Raw genomic sequence first — 17,663 nt, 5'->3', positions numbered from 1 at the left:
TAAATGTGCTCAAGCCGCCGGAATGGCTCATCCCCCGCCGCCTACGGTCGCACGGGTGATGAGCACCAGTCCGGAGACCTCGACCCGCACCACCGGCGCACACAGAGCGCACCGTGAGGCGCGCGATCGTGCTGCGGCGCACACGTTGGCGCAGCGGCCGCCCGCGCGCTACGAGCCCTACCTGGACGGCCTGTTCACCTACTGCCTGTCCGTGCTGTGCGACCACGAGGCCGCGACCGCCGCCCTGGGCGACGTCCTCGCGCTCGCCGAGCGGCGCGGGCAGCGGGTGCCACAGGCGGTGGACGACCGCAGGGCCTGGCTGTACGCGCTGGCCCGCTGGGCGTGTCTGCGCAAGCTCGCCGAGGCCAAGCAGAAACGTCAGGCCACGCACGCGGCGGGCCGCGCCGGGTCCGGGAAGGGGCACGCCACCGCCCCGCCCGTCTCGGCGGAGGCGCAGGAGCAGCGGCGCGGCGAACTCGCCCTGCTCGCCTGGCCGGAGGCCGCCGGCACCAGCCCGGAGCAGCGCGAGGCCCTCGAACTCGCCGTGCGCCACCACCTCACCGCCCAGGAGGTCGCCGCCGTCCTCGGCATGGACCTCGCCGCCGCCCGCGACCTGCTGGCCTCCGCCGCCTGCGAGGTCGAGCGCACCCGCGCCGCGCTCGCCGTCGTCGAGGCCGGCGGCTGTCCCGGTGTGGACCGGCTCACCGGCGAGCAGCAGCTGGTGCTCAGCAGCGCCCTGCGGCGCGAGCTGGTGCGGCACGTCGACGACTGCCCGCGCTGCCGCCGCACCGCCGAGCGCGCGGTCCCGGGACGCTGGCCCGGCGCCACGGTGACCCCGGCCGAGCTGCCCGTCCTGGAGGCACCCCGCGCGGCCCTGCACGTCGCCCTGGCCCATGGCCCGCGCGCGCGGGGCTCCGCCACGCCCCGCTTCGACCGCCGCGGCTTCCCCATGGACCCCAAGGACCGTGCCGCCCGCCGGGACCGCATCCGCGCGCGTGCCGTCACCACGACCGTCGTGGCCACCGTCGTCGCCGCCCCCGTGCTGGCCCTGTGGGCCGCGTACCGGGGCACCCCGACCGCGGAGGGCCAGGTCGGCAGCGCCGCCACCGCGCGCGAGGCGCACGACCCCGACGGCCTCGACGGCGACCCGGTCGGCGGCTACGAGAACGCCGGGAACGCCACCGTGCCCGGCAGAGGCCTCGCCAAGGACGGCTCCTCCGACGTCTCCGTGGAGGTGGTCAGCGTCCCCGGGGCCGGGCACAAAGGAGCGGGACATCTCACGGTCACGGCCGACACCAGCGGCGACACCACACTCGTCACGCTCACCGCGTCCGGCCCCGCCCCGGTCCGCTGGTCGGCGACCACCTCGGCCGACTGGCTCTACCTCAGCCGTTCCTCGGGAACCCTCCGGCCCGGCGAGTCGTTCACGATCAAGGTGTACGTCGACCAGCTGCGCGAGCCCGCCGGCCACTGGACCGCACAGGTGGCGATCGCCCCGGCAGGCGCCGTCGTCTCGATCGAGGGCTACGGCACCGCCCCCACGGGCCCCTCGCAACCGGCCGACCCGCCCCCGACCGCCCACCCGGACCCGACCCCCACGGCCTCGGCCCCCGCCGACCCCCCACCCTCCGGCCAGCCCCCGTCCACCGACCCGGCCCCCACACCGACCGCCCCGTCCACACCGCCCGGCGCCCCCGGGAACCCGACGCCCCCACCGTCCGACGGCGGCACCCCGCCCCCGCCGGACACCCCGGCCTAGGGCCGGACCCCGGACCGGATCCGCCGGATGCCGAGCCACCAGCGGCAGTCGCGCCGTCAGACACCACGAGCACAGCGAGGCCTGCGGCCCCACCCGCACCGCCCCCTCGCAACCGGCCGCCCCGCCCGGCCGTCAGGCCGTCAGGCCCTAGACCGGATCCGCCGGATGCGGAGCCACCAGCGGCAGCTGCGAGGCGAGGCGCTGCTCGCACAGTTCGGCCAGCCGGTCGTAGCCGGCCTTGCCCATCAGCTCGGTCAGCTCGGCCCGGTAGGAGACGTAGACCGGGTCGCCCGCGCCATGGGCGGAGGTCGCCGAGGTGCACCACCAGTGCAGGTCGTGGCCGCCCGGACCCCAGCCCCGGCGGTCGTACTCACCGATGGACACCTGGAGCACACGGGTGTCGTCGGGCCGGTCGATCCAGTCGTACGTCCGCCGGATCGGCAGCTGCCAGCACACGTCCGGCTTGGTCTCCAGCGGCTCGCGGCCCTCGCGCAGGGCCAGGATGTGCAGCGAGCAGCCCGCGCCGGCCGCGAAGCCGGGCCGGTTCTGGAAGATGCAGGAGCCCTGGAAGGGCCGGGTCTGCCGGGAACCGTCCTCGTCCTCGGAGACCCACCCCCGCGCCAGCCCCTCGTCGTGGTTCTGCCAGATGTCCGGCGTGAGCCTCGCCACGTGCTCGGCGACCCGCTTCTCGTCGTCCTCGTCGGAGAAGTGGGCCCCCAGCGTGCAGCACCCGTCGTCCGCGCGGCCCGCCTGGATGCCCTGGCAGCCGCTGCCGAAGATGCAGTTCCAGCGAGAGGTCAGCCATGTCAGATCACAGCGGAAGACCTGCTCGTCGTCCGCCGGATCAGGAAACTCCACCCATGCGCGGGCGAAGTCGAGCCCCTTCTCGTCGCTCGCCTTCGCACCCGTGGATGATTTGTCGCTCTTCGCCTTTTTCGTCTTTGGCACGCATCCAGGGTAAGTGGCCCGGGGCCGCTCCGGGGCCTGAGCACCGCGGCACTGGCAGTAGCGTTCCGTACATGAGACTCGGTGTCCTGGACGTGGGTTCGAACACGGTGCACTTGCTGGTCGTGGACGCACACCCCGGCGCGCGCCCCCTGCCCGCGCATTCGCACAAGGCCGAGCTGCGGCTCGCCCAGCTCCTCGACGGCAGCGGTGCCATCGGTGCCGAAGGCGTCGACAAACTGGTCGGTGTCGTCCGGGACGCCCTCCAGGCCGCCGAGGACAAGGGTGTGGAGGACCTGCTGCCGTTCGCCACGTCCGCGGTCCGCGAGGCGAGCAACGCCGACGAGGTGCTGACCCGGGTCCAGGACACCACCGGCGTCGAGCTCCAGGTCCTCAGCGGCGAGGAGGAGGCCCGTCTCACCTTCCTCGCCGTCCGCCGCTGGTTCGGCTGGTCGGCCGGGAAGCTGCTCGTCCTGGACATCGGCGGCGGCTCCCTGGAGATCGCCTACGGCATCGACGAGGAGCCCGACGCGGCCGTCTCCCTCCCGCTCGGCGCGGGCCGGCTCACCGCCGGCTGGCTGCCCGACGACCTGCCCGACCCGGAGGAGATAAGGGCACTGCGCCGCCATGTGCGCACCGAGATCGCCCGCACCGTCGGGGAGTTCACCCGCTTCGGCGCCCCGGACCACGTGGTCGCCACCTCCAAGACCTTCAAGCAGCTGGCCCGTATCGCCGGCGCCGCCCGCTCCGCCGACGGCCTGTACGTCCAGCGCGAGCTCAAGCGCGAGTCCCTCCAGGCCTGGGTCCCCCGCCTGGCCTCCATGACCGCGGACCAGCGCGCCGAACTCCCCGGCGTCTCCGACGGCCGGGCCGGCCAGCTCCTCGCCGGCGCCCTGGTCGCCGAGGCCGCGATGGACCTCTTCGGCGTGGAGAACCTCGAGATCTGCCCCTGGGCGCTCCGGGAGGGCGTGATCCTGCGGCGACTGGACCACATGGGGTCGGTGTAGGGCACCCGGGGAGCACCCGGAGACAGGCCACGAACGGCCGGTACTCGCCCGTGGCAAACCCCACAACGGCGAACAGGTACCCCGCGTTCCGCTCACCGCAGCCCGTAACCTGTCCCTCATGGCAGAGCCCGTCCGCGTCCCAGATGCGAAGGTCGCCCTCTCCACGGCCTCGGTGTACCCGGAGTCCACGGCGACGGCCTTCGAGATCGCCGCGCGCCTCGGTTACGACGGCGTAGAGGTCATGGTGTGGACCGACCCCGTCAGCCAGGACATCGAAGCGCTGCGCCGCCTCTCCGACTACCACGCGATACCGATCCTGGCGGTGCACGCACCCTGCCTGCTCATCACCCAGCGGGTGTGGTCCACCGACCCCTGGATCAAGCTCGAGCGCGCCCGTGCGGCCGCCGAGAAGCTGGACGCCGGCACCGTCGTCGTGCACCCGCCGTTCCGCTGGCAGCGGCAGTACGCCCGGGACTTCGTCACCGGGATCTGGCGCATGGCGAACGAGACGGACGTGCGGTTCGCGGTGGAGAACATGTACCCCTGGCGCTACCGCGACCGCGAGATGCTCGCCTACGCCCCCGACTGGGACGTCACCCAGGACGACTACCGGCACTTCACGATCGATCTCAGCCACGCGGCGACCGCCCGCACCGACGCCCTCGACATGCTCGACCGGATGGGCGACCGGCTCGGCCACGTCCACCTGGCCGACGGCAGGGGCTCGGCGAAGGACGAGCACCTGGTCCCCGGCCGCGGCACCCAGCCCTGCGCCGAGGTGCTGGAGCGGCTCGCGCTGACCGGGTTCGACGGCCATGTCGTCATCGAGGTCAACACCCGGCGGGCGATGTCCAGCGCCGAGCGCGAGGCCGACCTCGCGGAGGCCCTGGCCTTCACCCGGCTGCACATGGCCTCTCCGGTGAAGGTGCCCCGGCGGTGACCGGGACGACCGGCGCCCGCCGCCGCGGCCGGCCCCCGCGCACCGAGTCGGCCGGCACCCGCGACCGCATCCTCACCGCGGCCCGCGAGGAGTTCTCCGAGCGCGGCTACGAGAAGACGTCCGTCCGCGGCATCGCCAAGGCCGCCGGCGTGGACTCCGCGCTCGTCCACCACTACTTCGGCACCAAGGACCAGATCTTCGAGGCGGCCATCGCGGTCGCCTTCGCGCCCGCCCTGAACGCCCCCGACGCGGTGGCCGCGGGCCCCCTGGACGGCGTGGGGGAGCGGCTGACCCGCTTCATCTTCGGCGTCTGGGAGAACCCCACCACCCGGACACCCCTGCTGGCCATCGTGCGCTCCGCCGTCAACAACGAGACCGCGGCCGCCGTCTTCCGCCGCCTGGTCGCCGCCCAGCTGCTGCGCCGCATCGCCGCCCAGCTCGACCTGCCCGACGCCGAACTGCGCGCCGAACTGGCCGCCGCACAGCTGGTGGGGTGCGCGATGCTGCGCTACGTGATCAAGGTGGAGCCGCTGGCGTCGGCGGACCTGGAGCAGATCGTGGCGCGGGTGGCGCCGGTGGTGCAGGGGCACCTGACCGGGCCCTGAGCGCAGCCGTTCCCGAGACATCCGTCCCGTAATCCGGACAGCTTGTCCCGATCCCTGGATGACCGGCGTAGGCTCGTTGCAGCCCTACCTGTCTGAAGGAGCGAGCGACGATGCCCGAGCTGAGGTCCCGCACAGTCACCCACGGCCGCAACATGGCGGGTGCCCGCGCCCTTATGCGCGCCTCCGGTGTACCCGGTGCGGACATCGGCCGGAAGCCGATCATCGCGGTCGCCAACTCCTTCACCGAGTTCGTGCCCGGCCACACCCACCTCCAGCCGGTCGGCCGGATCGTCAGCGAGGCGATCACGGAGGCGGGCGGCATCCCGCGCGAGTTCAACACCATCGCCGTCGACGACGGCATCGCGATGGGCCACGGCGGCATGCTCTACTCCCTGCCCTCCCGCGACCTGATCGCGGACAGTGTGGAGTACATGGTCGAGGCCCACTGCGCCGACGCCCTGGTCTGCATCTCCAACTGCGACAAGATCACCCCGGGCATGCTGCTGGCCGCCCTGCGCCTGAACATCCCGACGGTCTTCGTCTCCGGCGGCCCCATGGAGTCCGGCCGCGCCACCCTGGTCGACGGCACGGTCCGCACGCTCGACCTGGTCGACGCGATCTCCGACGCCGTGAACGACAAGATCTCGGACGAGGACATCCTCCGTATCGAGGAGAACGCCTGCCCCACCTGCGGCAGCTGTTCCGGCATGTTCACCGCCAACTCGATGAACTGCCTGACCGAGGCCATCGGCCTCTCCCTCCCCGGCAACGGCTCGGTCCTGGCCACCCACACGGCCCGCAAGCAGCTCTACGTCGACGCGGCCCGCACGGTCATGGACATCACCCGCCGCTACTACGAGCAGGACGACGACACGGTCCTGCCGCTCAACGTCGCCACCTTCCAGGCCTTCGAGAACGCCATGGCCCTGGACATCGCGATGGGCGGCTCCACCAACACGATCCTGCACCTGCTGGCCGCCGCCCAGGAGGCGGGCGTCCCCTTCGGCCTGGACGAGATCAACGAGGTCTCCCGCCGCGTCCCGTGCCTGGCGAAGGTCGCCCCGAACGTCGCGAAGAACCGCACGTACTACATGGAGGACGTGCACCGCGCCGGCGGCATCCCCGCCCTGCTCGGCGAGCTGCACCGCGCGGGCCTGCTCAACGAGGACGTGCACTCCGTCCACAGCCCGTCCCTGGCGGACTGGCTGAAGACCTGGGACGTGCGCGGCGGCTCCCCGTCCGCCGACGCGGTGGAGATGTGGCACGCGGCACCCGGCTGTGTCCGCTCCGCCGAGGCCTTCTCCCAGTCCGAGCGCTGGGAGGCCCTGGACGAGGACGCGGCGGAAGGCTGCATCCGCTCGGTCGAGCACGCGTACTCCAAGGACGGCGGCCTGGCGGTCCTCAAGGGCAACCTGGCGGTCGACGGCTGCGTGGTGAAGACGGCGGGCGTCGACGAGTCCATCTGGACCTTCGAGGGCCCGGCGGTCGTCTGCGAGTCCCAGGAGGAGGCCGTCCAGCGGATCCTCACCCAGGAGGTCAAGGACGGCGACGTCGTCGTCATCCGCTACGAGGGCCCCAAGGGCGGCCCCGGCATGCAGGAGATGCTGTACCCGACCTCGTACCTGAAGGGCCGGGGCCTGGGCAAGACCTGCGCCCTGATCACCGACGGCCGCTTCTCCGGCGGCACCTCGGGCCTGTCCATCGGCCACGCCTCCCCGGAGGCGGCCTCCGGCGGCACGATCGCCCTCGTCGAGGACGGCGACCGCATCCGCATCGACATCCCGAACCGCACGATCGAGCTCCTCGTCGACGAGGCGGAACTCTCCCGCCGCGAGCAGGCCCTGAACGGCGCCTACGCCCCCAAGAACCGCGAGCGCAAGGTCTCGGCCGCCCTGCGGGCCTACGCCGCGATGGCCACCAGCGCCGACAAGGGCGCCGTGCGCGACGTGACCAAGCTGGGCTGAGCGTTCGTACACCGACAGGGGCCGCCTCCCATGGGGGCGGCCCCTTCGGGTGTCACCAGGCCGACGGGTCGTGGCCGGCGACGGCGAAGACGGTGCCGTCGGGCGCGGAGGCGTAGACGCGGCCCTTGACGACCACCGGCTCGGGCAGCGTGGCGACGACCCGGTCGGTGCGCGTGCCGAGCCGGGTCGCCGTCTGCCCGAGGAGCCTGCCGCGCCGGGCGTCGACGGCGAGCAGCCGCCCGTCGGGGATGGTGACGTACACATGGCCGCCGTCGACGACCGGTGCCGAGCCGCGGCTCACGGAGGTCTGCAACTGCCACGACTGCCGGCGCGCGCCCGTGTCCACGGCCGACAGCGAGCCCCCGGTGGCCATGAGGTAGACCACGTCCCCGCGTACGGTGGCGTGGGCGTCCTCGGGATACGCGGACACCGCCACCCGCCGTGTCGTCCGGGACGCGGGGCTGTAGCGGACCACCGCCCGCGTGGCTCCGTAGACCGGGTCGACGGAGAGGAAGTAGGCCGATCCGTCACTGGTGCCGACAGGCCGCAGTGATCCGTCGAGCCGTGCGTCCCAGCGCACGTCACCCGTGTCCGGGTCCACCGCCGTGACCCGGGTGCTCGACCCGTCGGCGGAGGTGCTCGCCGCGTACGCCACCCGGTCCCCGGCGAACCACGTGAACGACGGCATCGTCTGCCCCGGAATCCGGCGGTGCCACTTCGTCCCGCCCGAGGCGCTGTCCACGCCGGTGACCGTCCCGTCGGCCCCGGTGAGCAGGAGGGTGTCCGCCGCGAACCGCAATCCGCCGCCCGTGGGGACCTCCTGCCGCCGGCGCACCTTGCCGGACGCGGGATCGAGCGCCTCCACGTGCCGCCCCTCGTCCGTCAGGATCTGCACCAGGCCACCCGACAGCACGGGCGGTCCGCTGCCGAGCGATGTGGCGGCGGAGTGCCGCCAGAGCAGACTGCCGTCGGAGAGGGAGAGGGCGTAGACCCGCCCCGACTGCGTGCAGACCAACGCGGCGGGGGTGGCGGCGCATTGGGGCATCCCGGCGTTTCCCGACCCGGGCTTCTCCGCCCACGGCATGAACCCGTCGGCCGACGCCCCGGCCGACACGGTGTGCGAGCCGCCCGCGGCCTGGGGACCGGGGTCAGCGAGCAACCGCACCGAGACGACCGCACCGCCGACGACGAGAGCCAGCACCCCGGCAGCCACGGACAACCACCGGCCCCGGCGCCCCCGGCGCCGCCCTTCGGGCTTCCCGACCTCGGGCACGACGGCCTCGGGCACGACGGCCTTGGGCTCCCCGCCGGTCTGTTCGCCGGTTTGTTCGCCGGTCTCCCCGCCGCTCTGCGTCTTGCCGTCAGCAGGGGTGTCGACCGTACGCTGCGACGGTATGAAGGCCTGCGTGTCGTACGAGGCAGCCACCGACCGCAGTTCCCGCATCAGTTCGTCGGGCGTGGGCCGGTCCTCCGGCTCCTTGGCGAGGCAGCGCAGCACCAGCGGCGCCAGGTTCTCGGGTACGCCGGCCAGGTCGGGCTCGTCGTGCACGACCTGGTACGCGACGACGTACGGGCTGTCGGAGTCGAACGGCCCGCGCCCGGTGGCCGCGTGCACCATGACCGACCCCAGGGCGAAGACGTCGGCGGCCGGACCCACCTCCCGCGGACGCCTGAACTGCTCCGGCGCCATGAACGGCGGAGTGCCGATCAACTTCCCCGTCTCGGTGCGCAGTTCACTGTCCTTGGGACGGGAGATCCCGAAGTCGATGACCTTCGGCCCGTCGTCCGCGAGCAGCACGTTGCTCGGCTTGAGATCGCGGTGCACGACCCCCACCCGGTGAATGTCGCGCAACGCCTCGGCCAGCCCGGCCATCAGCCGGCGCAACCGGTCCGGGGGCATGGCCCCGTGCTCCTTCACATGGCCGGCGAGGGTCGGCCCCGGGATGAACAGCGTGGCCATCCACGGCCGTTCCGCTTCCGGATCGGCGTCCACGACGGGCGCGGTGAACGCACCGCTCACCCGCCGGGCGGCGGCCACCTCCTGCCGGAACCGGCCGCGGAACTCGGGATCCCTGGCGAACTGCGCGTGCACGACCTTCACCGCGACCTTCATGCCCGAGGTGCTGCGGGCCAGGTGCACGACGCCCATCCCACCGGAGCCCAGGCGGGACTCCAGTTGGTAGTGACCGGCGTACTCGGGAAGTTCCGCTTCCGCGCCCGCTCCGGCGTTCCGCTGTGGCGCCATGGGACCACCCCCCGTGCTGTTCGTCGGCGCGCGCGACGCACGGAGCCTAGTCGATGACTCGTACGAGACAGAGGCGGCTTGCTAGCGTTCGCGTGCGATTCGTGCACATGTGTTTCGTGGCGCGTTTCCGGGGAATCAACGGGACCCCATGGCAGTCATGGGGATCGAACGGGGGGAGTTTCCACATGTCTGTCACCGATGTCGGAGAAGTCGAGGGCGGGAACGAGACAGTCGCCACCGCCGCGGCAGCCGCGGACACGGGCGTGCGCTACTACTCGGTCGCCCCTGGCGTCCAGCTCCGCGTCCGCAGCGGCCCCGGCACCAACTACAGCCTCGTCCGCACCCTGGCCGAGGGCGCCAAGGTCCCGATCTACTGCCAGACGCCGGGCCAGACGATCACCGGCTCGTACGGCACCACCAACATCTGGGACAACATCGGCGACGGCCAGTACGTGTCCGACGCGTACGTCCACACGGGCAGCGACGGCTACGTGGCCTCCCGCTGCTCCTGACCCGCCACGGAGCCCGCCGCACCGTCCGGCCATAATCGTCTCGTGAGCGACGAAACCGGCACCCCGGACAGCACGGCGGGCTCCCCGGGCGGCACCCCCGGCGACGGCCCCCGCCCCGAACCCCTGCGGTTCTTCGGCACGACCTGGGTGAACCACGACAACGGCTACGCGGCCCGCCGCGCGGCCGTCACCGCCGGCTCGCTGGCGGCGGCCGTCGCCTCCTGCGTCGTCCTGCGCTTCGCCTACCAGGGACTGGAGATCGCGGGCAGCGGAGCCTTCGTGACCGTCCTGGTGGTCGCGATGTTCGCGATCTGTAGCGCGCTGGCCTTCCGCAACACCTGGGACGGCTTCGGCAAGCGTCTCGACCCCGCCCGCCAGGCCTCCCTGCGCGGCCTGCTGGCCATCGGCTTCGTCGGCTCCCTCGTCGCCTACTTCTTCCGCTCCCTCACCGAGGCCCCCGGCGAGAAGCTGCACCGCGCCGAATACGAAGAGGCCCGCGCCCAGCACACCCGCCGTACCACACGCCGCACGGGAAACCCTTCCAAGAAGCGCCGCAAGGGGTAAGCGGAGGGGCAAGCGGAGGGAAGGCATTCCCCGTATCGACGGCATGCCCGGGACCCCGGCAGCCAGCATGACCGTATGACCACAACTCCACCCCCGTCTCCTTCACCATCTCCATCCCTGTCGGTCTTCTCCTCCCGGGCCCACTCCTTCAACGGCGCCGCCGCCCGGTACGCCGCGAACCGCCCCTCCTATCCGCCGGCCCTCTTCGACACCGTCGAGGAACTCGCCGCCCGCCCCCTCACCGGCGCCCGGGTCGTCGACGTCGGCGCCGGCACCGGCATAGCCACGGCGCTGCTGCACGCCCGCGGCGCCGACGTGCTCGCGGTGGAACCCGGCGACGGCATGGCGGCCCAGTTCCGCCGCACCCTCCCCGACGTCCCGCTGGTCCGCGGCAACGGCGACGCCCTCCCGCTGGCCGACGCCTCCGCCGACCTGCTCACCTACGCCCAGGCCTGGCACTGGACCGACCCGGCCCGCTCGGTCCCGGAGGCCCTGCGCGTGCTGCGTCCCGGCGGAGCCCTGGCGCTGTGGTGGAACACCAGCGCCCTCGACGTCCCGTGGATCGACGCACAGGCGGACCGTCTCCAGCGCCACTTCGGTGTCGACCGCGTCGTGGAGAAGAACGGCGACGGCAGCCGCTCGGCCCTCGCCGATCCCTCCGGCCGCCTCGCCTTCGCCCACCGCACGGTCCGCTGGAGCCGCCATGTCCCCCTCGACACCCACCTCGCCAACCTCGGCAGCCACTCGGCCTTCCTGATCCAGGACCCGGCGACCGCCGACGCCTTCCTCGCCGAGGAGCGCACCCACCTGCTCACCACCTTCCCCGACGCCACCGTGGAGGAGGTCTACGACGTGGAGCTGCTGGTGGCCATCGCTTGACGGCACTCGGCGCCGGGCGCATTATTCATCGCATGATGAATTACGCGCCCAGCCCTCCCGGGACCCCCGCCGACCCCCCGTCGGCCCCCGCCGTACAGGCCTCCTCCCTCACCGCCGTCCGAGGCCCCCGCACCGTCCTGCGCGGCCTCGACTTCACCGTCCCGCGCGGCAGGATCACCGGCCTGCTCGGCCCCTCCGGATGCGGCAAGTCGACCCTCATGCGAGCCGTCGTCGGCACCCAGGCCAAGGTCACCGGCACCCTCCAGGTCCTCGGCCGGCCCGCCGGCCACCCCGCCCTGCGCACCCGCATCGGCTACGTCACCCAGGCCCCGTCCGTCTACGACGACCTGACCGTCCGCCAGAACCTCGACTACTTCGCCGCGATCCTCGACCCCGGCCGCGCCGCGGCCGACCGCCGCCACGAGAACGTCACCCGCGCGATCGCCGACGTCGACCTCACCACTCACGCCGACGCCCTCGCCGGCAACCTCTCCGGCGGCCAGCGCGGCCGCGTCTCCCTCGCCGTGGCCCTCCTCGGCACCCCCGAACTCCTGGTCCTGGACGAACCCACCGTCGGCCTGGACCCGGTCCTCCGCCGGGACCTGTGGCACCTCTTCCACGACATCGCCGCCACCCGCGGCGCCACCCTCCTGATCTCCTCCCACGTCATGGACGAGGCCGAGCGCTGCCACCGCCTCCTCCTCATGCGCGAGGGCGAGATCCTCGCCGACGACACCCCCGACGCCCTGCGCACCCGCACCGGCGCCGACACCGTCGAGGCGGCCTTCCTGAACCTGGTGGACGAGGCGGTCGCCGCGGGCCGCGCGAAGGAGACGGCACGATGACAAGTACGACGCTCAACGTCTCCCGCACCACCGCCACGGCGGCCCGCGTCCTGCGCCAACTGCGCCACGACCCGCGCACCATCGCGCTGATGCTCCTGATCCCCTGCCTGATGTTGTTCCTGCTGCGCTACGTCTTCGACGGCAGCCCGCACACCTTCGACAACATCGGCGCGTCACTCCTGGGCATCTTCCCGCTGATCACCATGTTCCTGGTGACATCCATCGCCACCCTGCGCGAACGCACCTCCGGCACCCTGGAACGCCTCCTCGCCATGCCCCTGGGCAAGGGCGACCTCATCGCCGGTTACGCGCTGGCCTTCGGCGCCCTGGCGATCGTCCAGTCGGCACTGGCCACCGGCCTCGCGGTCTGGTTCCTGGGCCTGGACGTCACAGGCAGCCCCTGGCTACTGCTCCTCGTAGCCCTCCTCGACGCCCTCCTCGGCACAGCCCTCGGCCTCTTCGTCTCGGCCTTCGCGGCCTCCGAGTTCCAGGCGGTCCAGTTCATGCCCGCGGTGATCTTCCCCCAACTCCTCCTCTGCGGCCTCTTCACCCCACGCTCCGCCATGCACCCCGCCCTGGAAGCCATCTCCGACGCCCTCCCCATGTCCTACGCCGTGGACGGCATGAACGAAGTCCTCCACCACACCGACATGACAGCCACATTCCTCCGAGACACCCTGATCGTCGCGGCCTGCGCCCTGTTGGTACTGACCCTGGGCGCAGCCACACTGCGCCGCCGAACAGCGTGAGGACCAGGTATTGCTCAGCTCCGGACGCCCTTACTCAGCCTCGGACGCCCTTATTCAGCTCCGGCCGGTATCACTCGGCTCCGGTCCGTATTACCCAGCCCGTCCGGCGTTTGAGGACGAGGCCGTTCAGGCCGACGGGGTTCGGGGGCGGAGCCCCGGCGGGGTTCGGGGCGGCAGCCCTCGGTGGGGTGCAGGGGCGGAGCCCCGCAGGGGTCCTGGGGGCGGCAGCCCCTGGCGGGGTTCGGGGGCGGAGCCCCGGCGGGGTTCGGGGCGGCAGCCCCTGGCGGGGTTCGGGGGCGGAGCCCCGGCGGGGTTCGGGGCGGCAGCCCCGGAGGGGTTCGGGGGCGGAGCCCCGCGGGGGTTCAGGGGGCGCAGCCCCCGGCGGGGTCGAAGGGGCGGCAGCCCCGCGGGGGTTCAGGGGGCGCAGCCCCCGGCGGGGTCGAAGGGGCGGAGCCCCTGGGCACGGGAATGGGTAGGGGCGGCGGGGGCGAGACCACATCCCGTCCACCGGACACCGCCCCCCTCCCCGCACCCCCGGTGCAAAGATGACCCCATGACCCAGAAAGTCGCAGTCCTCGGCACCGGCAAGATCGGCGAAGCCCTGCTCAGCGGAATGATCCGAGCCGGCTGGTCCCCCGCCGACCTCCTGGTCACCGCCCGCCGCCGAGAACGCGCCGAAGAACTCCGCACCCGCCACGGAGTCACCCCGGTCACCAACCCCGAGGCCGCCAAGAACGCCGACACCCTCATCCTCACGGTCAAGCCGCAGGACATGGGCACGCTCCTCGACGAACTCGCCCCCCACCTCCCCACCGACCGCCTGATCATCAGCGGCGCCGCCGGCATCCCCACCGCGTTCTTCGAGGAACGCCTCACCCCCGGCACCCCGGTGGTCCGCGTCATGACGAACACCCCCGCCCTCGTCGACGAGGCCATGTCCGTCATCTCCGCCGGCACCCACGCCACCGCCGAACACCTCACCCACACCGAGGAGATCTTCGGCGCCGTCGGCAAGACCCTCCGCGTCCCCGAGTCCCAGCAGGACGCCTGCACCGCCCTCTCCGGCTCCGGCCCCGCGTACTTCTTCTACCTGGTCGAAGCCATGACCGACGCCGGCATCCTGCTCGGCCTGCCGCGCGACAAGGCCCACGACCTGATCGTCCAGTCCGCGATCGGCGCGGCCATCATGCTCCGCGACAGCGGCGAACACCCGGTCAAGCTCCGCGAGAACGTCACATCCCCCGCCGGCACGACGATCAACGCCATCCGCGAACTGGAGAACCACGGCGTACGGGCCGCCCTCATCGCAGCCCTGGAGGCCGCCCGCGACCGCAGCCGCGAACTGGCCTCGGGCAAAAAGGACTGAGCGCCCCCAACTGGGCGTCCCCAACTGAGCGCCCCCGGCGGAGGCGATGGGCTCAGCCCGCCGCCCCCACCACCTCCTCCGTCGTCACCACCCGCGCGAACCCACCCCCGTGCAGCGACACCGCCGACGCCTGCGCGACCTCCTCCGCACTGCGCCGCCAGCCGAACGGCCCCTCCAGATCGAAGGTGTACGTCGCGTCGTACGGCACCACCACGTCGTACCCGAGGTTCCCGCCCATCCGGGCCGTCGTCTCCACGCACATATTGGTCTGGATCCCGATCACCACGACCTGCCCGATCCCCTCCGCGGTCAGCCAGGCCCCCAGATCGGGCGTGCCGAGGAAGGCCGAGTTCACGGTCTTCGTCAGGAACAACTCGGCCCCCGCCCCCTTCCCGCGCCGCTCCGCCACGTACTCCTTCAGGTCGTTCCCCGCATACCCCGGCCGCAGCGGCGACTGCGGCTTCGGCGAGTCGTGCCGTACGAAGACGACCGGCCGCCCCGTCGACTGCCATACGTCGATCAGCGCCGCGATGTTGTCATCGGCCGCCGGGTTGTTCCGCGGCCCCCAGAAACCGGCCTCCTCGAAGCCCTTCTGCACGTCCACGACCACCAGCGCTGCGTTCTCCGCGATCTCCATGCCTCGATCCTGCCGCCGGAGGCCCGCCCGCCCCATAGGGCGAAAAGACAGCGATCGATGATTAACTGCCACCCATGGCACCCATGGCACCCATGGCACCCGGGCCACCCACGGCACCCACGGCCCGCACCCACCGCATCGCCCTGGTCGCCTTCCCCGGCATCCGCGCCTTCGACGTCTCCGTCATCACCGAGGTCTGGGGCACCGACCGCACCGACCGCGGCGCCCCCGCCTTCGACCTGCGCCGAGTCGCCGCCGACACCACTCCCATCCCCATGCGCGGCGGCCTCTCCCTCCTCCCCGACCGCACCCTCACCTGGCTCGACCACGCCGACCTGATCCTGATCCCCGGCCTCGACGACCACCTGACCCCCGCACCCGCCCCCGTCCTCCAGGCCCTGCGCCGCGCCCACACCCGCGGCACCCCCCTGGCCGCCCTCTGCGGCGGCGCCTTCACCCTCGCTCAAGCGGGCCTCCTCGACGGCCGCCGCGCCATCACCCACTGGAACCTCGTCGACCTCCTGCGTGCCCACCACCCCCAGGTCACCGTCGTCCCCGACGCCCTCTTCATCGAGGACGACAACATCTGGACCGCGGCCGGCACGGCAGCCGGCATCGACCTCTGCCTCCACCTGGTCCGCCGCGCCCACGGCGCCGAGGCCGCGGCCACCATCGCCCGCTCCATGGTCACCGCCCCCTTCCGCACCGGCAGCCAGGCACAGTTCATCGAGCGCCCCACCCCCCGCGCGGACCGCGACGCCGACACCCTCGCCGCCGTACGCGAACACGCCCTGCGCCACCTCCACGAACCGCTCACGGTCGCCGACCTGGCCGCCCACGCGGGCATGTCCCCCCGCAGCTTCGCCCGCCACTTCACGGCGGCCACCGGCACGACACCCCTGCGCTGGCTCCTCGACCAGCGCATCGCCGCGGCCCAGAAACTCCTCGAACGCACCGACCTCCCCATGCCCGAGGTCGCCCGCCGCGCCGGCTTCGGCAGCGAGGTCACGATGCGCCAGCACTTCGCAGCGCGCCTCGCCACCAGCCCACGCGCCTACCGGACCGCGTTCACGACAGCCTCCGCCCCCGAAGGCACCGAAGGCAGCAGCCCGATCGCGCGATAAGCGGCATCCACGGTCGGCCGCGCCATCGCCCGAGCCCGGTCGGCCCCGCGACGCAACACGTCCTCCACATAAGAGGGATCCGCACACAACTCCTTGTGCCGCGCCTGCACCGGCCGCAACACCTCGACGACGGCCTCCGCGGTGTCCCTCTTCAGCGCGCCGTACGACGCGTACCCCTCACCCAGCGCCCCCGGATCCCCACCCGTACAGGCGGCGAGAATCTCCAGCAGATTCGCCACCCCGGGCCGACCCTGCCGGTCGTAGACGACCTCCCGCCCGCTGTCGGTCACCGCCCGCATGACCTTCTTCCGCACCACGTCCGGCTCATCGAGCAGATACACGATCCCCGGCCCGGAGTCGTCGCTCTTCCCCATCTTCGAAGCCGGCTCCTGGAGGTTCATCACCCGCGCGGCCACCGCCGGGCACGTCGCCCTCGGCACCACGAACGTATGCCCGTACCGCTGGTTGAACCGCACCGCCAGATCCCGCGTCAGCTCCACATGCTGCGCCTGGTCGTCCCCCACCGGCACCTCGTCGGTCCCGTACGCCAGGATGTCCGCCGCCATCAGCGCCGGATACGTCAGCAGCGACAGCCGCACGCTCCCGCCCCGCGCCCGCTCCCGCGCGGCCTTCTCCTTGTACTGGATCATCCGCCGCATCTCACCGTCGGTCGCCACGCACTCGAGCACGTACGACAGCCGCGCGTGCTCATCGACATGACTCTGTACGAACACGGTGCACAACTCGGGATCCAGCCCCGCCGCAAGCAACAGCGTCGCCGCCTGGCGGCTGAGTCTGCGCACCCGCGCCGGATCGTGGTCCACGGTCAGCGCGTGCAGATCGACGATGCAGAACAGGGCGTCCGACCTGTGCTGGTCCACCTCGGCCCAGCGCCGCATGGCCCCCAGGTAGTTCCCCAGCGTCAGATGCCCGGTCGGCTTGACCCCGCTGAAGACTCGCGTCATCTCTACTCCACCTCCTGGTCGAGGCCACCGTCCCGGTCGGCCGACCCTCAGGAGCTCTGGAGGGAGAAACGAGAACGGCCGCCGAGGCGGCGGCCGTTGAACGCATACGTGAGCGCGGCCGCCGTCAGGCGGCCCACCACTGCTGGTTGTACGTACGCGTAGTCACGGGCCCAGAGTACGCCGCCGGCCTGCCGTCCCGCCGCGAGTTGACACACCCCGACCCGATCCGTAAGGTTCTCCGAGTTGTCCGACGTGAGCGCCGACTCCGGTCGGTCCCCGGACAGCCATTCCGTAGGTACCAGCCACAGCTCGGCGATCCGTTGCCGTGTGCTTTGGCGCGCGTATTTGCGAAATGAGGAATCCGCGTTCGAAAGGACACGACCCCCGATTAGCTCGGGAGCCGGGAATCCGCTAAAGTCTCACTCGTCGGAAGGGCCCAACAGCCCCGAAGACAAACCCCCCGACTGGGAATCAGACGCCGCGAGGATCTGATAGAGTCGGAAACGCCGGAAAGGGAAACGCGAGAGCGGAAACCTGGAAAGCACCGAGGAAATCGG

Annotated in this window: 16 protein-coding genes; 12 read left to right on the top strand and 4 right to left on the bottom strand. The window is 72.4% G+C overall.

Annotated features, from left to right (window positions below; translation table 11 throughout):
* The first annotated feature begins 55 nt into the window (after positions 1-55).
* A complete protein-coding gene (locus ABZ915_RS42530) occupies positions 56-1,759 on the top strand; it encodes a hypothetical protein (RefSeq protein WP_361814795.1) in 1,704 nt (567 codons plus the stop codon).
* 147 nt (positions 1,760-1,906) lie between these two features.
* Here the strand turns inward: ABZ915_RS42530 and ABZ915_RS42525 are convergent, their stop codons facing one another.
* A complete protein-coding gene (locus ABZ915_RS42525; protein WP_361814793.1) occupies positions 1,907-2,707 on the bottom strand; it encodes a hypothetical protein in 801 nt (266 codons plus the stop codon).
* 71 nt (positions 2,708-2,778) lie between these two features.
* On the opposite strand from ABZ915_RS42525, the gene ABZ915_RS42520 reads away from it, so the two are divergent.
* The 4 genes from ABZ915_RS42520 to ilvD all read left to right on the top strand — a co-directional run bounded on the left by ABZ915_RS42520 (position 2,779) and on the right by ilvD (position 7,220).
* Complete coding sequence (locus tag ABZ915_RS42520; protein WP_361814790.1) at positions 2,779-3,711, top strand: Ppx/GppA phosphatase family protein; 933 nt, start codon at positions 2,779-2,781, stop codon at positions 3,709-3,711.
* A gap of 118 nt (positions 3,712-3,829) precedes the next feature.
* Positions 3,830-4,651 carry a sugar phosphate isomerase/epimerase gene (locus ABZ915_RS42515; RefSeq protein WP_361814787.1) on the top strand — a complete coding sequence of 274 codons (822 nt, stop codon included), beginning with the start codon at positions 3,830-3,832 and terminating at the stop codon, positions 4,649-4,651.
* Positions 4,648-5,256 carry a TetR family transcriptional regulator gene (locus ABZ915_RS42510; protein ID WP_361814784.1) on the top strand — a complete coding sequence of 203 codons (609 nt, stop codon included), beginning with the start codon at positions 4,648-4,650 and terminating at the stop codon, positions 5,254-5,256. The genes ABZ915_RS42515 and ABZ915_RS42510 overlap by 4 nt, the downstream gene beginning before the upstream one ends.
* A 110-nt stretch (positions 5,257-5,366) precedes the next feature.
* A complete protein-coding gene (gene ilvD, locus ABZ915_RS42505; RefSeq protein ID WP_361814781.1) occupies positions 5,367-7,220 on the top strand; it encodes a dihydroxy-acid dehydratase in 1,854 nt (617 codons plus the stop codon).
* 52 nt (positions 7,221-7,272) lie between these two features.
* Here ilvD and ABZ915_RS42500 read toward each other — a convergent pair whose 3' ends face one another.
* Positions 7,273-9,465, bottom strand: coding sequence for a serine/threonine-protein kinase (locus ABZ915_RS42500; RefSeq protein ID WP_361814779.1), 2,193 nt, complete (start codon positions 9,463-9,465; stop codon positions 7,273-7,275).
* Positions 9,466-9,650: 185 nt separating this feature from the next.
* Here ABZ915_RS42500 and ABZ915_RS42495 point away from each other — a divergent pair, with 185 nt between their 5' ends.
* From ABZ915_RS42495 to proC, 6 genes are all read left to right on the top strand, one after another.
* Positions 9,651-9,977: an SH3 domain-containing protein gene (locus tag ABZ915_RS42495; RefSeq protein WP_361814776.1), complete on the top strand. Its 327-nt coding sequence runs from the start codon at positions 9,651-9,653 to the stop codon at positions 9,975-9,977.
* Between the two features lie 42 nt (positions 9,978-10,019).
* The gene (locus ABZ915_RS42490; RefSeq protein WP_361814773.1) at positions 10,020-10,541 is read left to right on the top strand and encodes an EamA/RhaT family transporter; all 522 of its coding nucleotides are present in this window, start codon (positions 10,020-10,022) and stop codon (positions 10,539-10,541) included.
* A 75-nt stretch (positions 10,542-10,616) separates the two neighbouring features.
* Positions 10,617-11,420, top strand: coding sequence for a class I SAM-dependent methyltransferase (locus tag ABZ915_RS42485; protein WP_361814770.1), 804 nt, complete (start codon positions 10,617-10,619; stop codon positions 11,418-11,420).
* 32 nt (positions 11,421-11,452) lie between these two features.
* Positions 11,453-12,265 carry an ABC transporter ATP-binding protein gene (locus tag ABZ915_RS42480; RefSeq protein ID WP_361814767.1) on the top strand — a complete coding sequence of 271 codons (813 nt, stop codon included), beginning with the start codon at positions 11,453-11,455 and terminating at the stop codon, positions 12,263-12,265.
* The gene (locus ABZ915_RS42475; RefSeq protein ID WP_361814764.1) at positions 12,262-13,014 is read left to right on the top strand and encodes an ABC transporter permease; all 753 of its coding nucleotides are present in this window, start codon (positions 12,262-12,264) and stop codon (positions 13,012-13,014) included. The genes ABZ915_RS42480 and ABZ915_RS42475 overlap by 4 nt, the downstream gene beginning before the upstream one ends.
* A gap of 553 nt (positions 13,015-13,567) precedes the next feature.
* Positions 13,568-14,380, top strand: coding sequence for a pyrroline-5-carboxylate reductase (gene proC, locus ABZ915_RS42470; RefSeq protein ID WP_361814761.1), 813 nt, complete (start codon positions 13,568-13,570; stop codon positions 14,378-14,380).
* Between the two features lie 52 nt (positions 14,381-14,432).
* Here the strand turns inward: proC and ABZ915_RS42465 are convergent, their stop codons facing one another.
* Positions 14,433-15,017, bottom strand: coding sequence for a cysteine hydrolase family protein (locus tag ABZ915_RS42465; RefSeq protein ID WP_361814758.1), 585 nt, complete (start codon positions 15,015-15,017; stop codon positions 14,433-14,435).
* Positions 15,018-15,100: 83 nt separating this feature from the next.
* Between ABZ915_RS42465 and ABZ915_RS42460 the strand changes: the two genes are divergently transcribed.
* The gene (locus tag ABZ915_RS42460) at positions 15,101-16,141 is read left to right on the top strand and encodes a helix-turn-helix domain-containing protein (protein ID WP_361814986.1); all 1,041 of its coding nucleotides are present in this window, start codon (positions 15,101-15,103) and stop codon (positions 16,139-16,141) included.
* Here ABZ915_RS42460 and trpS read toward each other — a convergent pair.
* Positions 16,072-17,106 carry a tryptophan--tRNA ligase gene (gene trpS / locus ABZ915_RS42455; protein ID WP_361814755.1) on the bottom strand — a complete coding sequence of 345 codons (1,035 nt, stop codon included), beginning with the start codon at positions 17,104-17,106 and terminating at the stop codon, positions 16,072-16,074. The two genes, ABZ915_RS42460 and trpS, sit on opposite strands and share 70 nt — an antisense overlap.
* Positions 17,107-17,663 lie beyond the last annotated feature (557 nt).

It is taken from the genome of Streptomyces sp. NPDC046915, assembly GCF_040644935.1.
Taxonomy (GTDB): Bacteria; Actinomycetota; Actinomycetes; order Streptomycetales; family Streptomycetaceae; genus Streptomyces.
The sequence above is the reverse complement of the archived record's forward strand: the minus strand, read 5'-3'. Positions and strand labels throughout refer to the sequence as shown.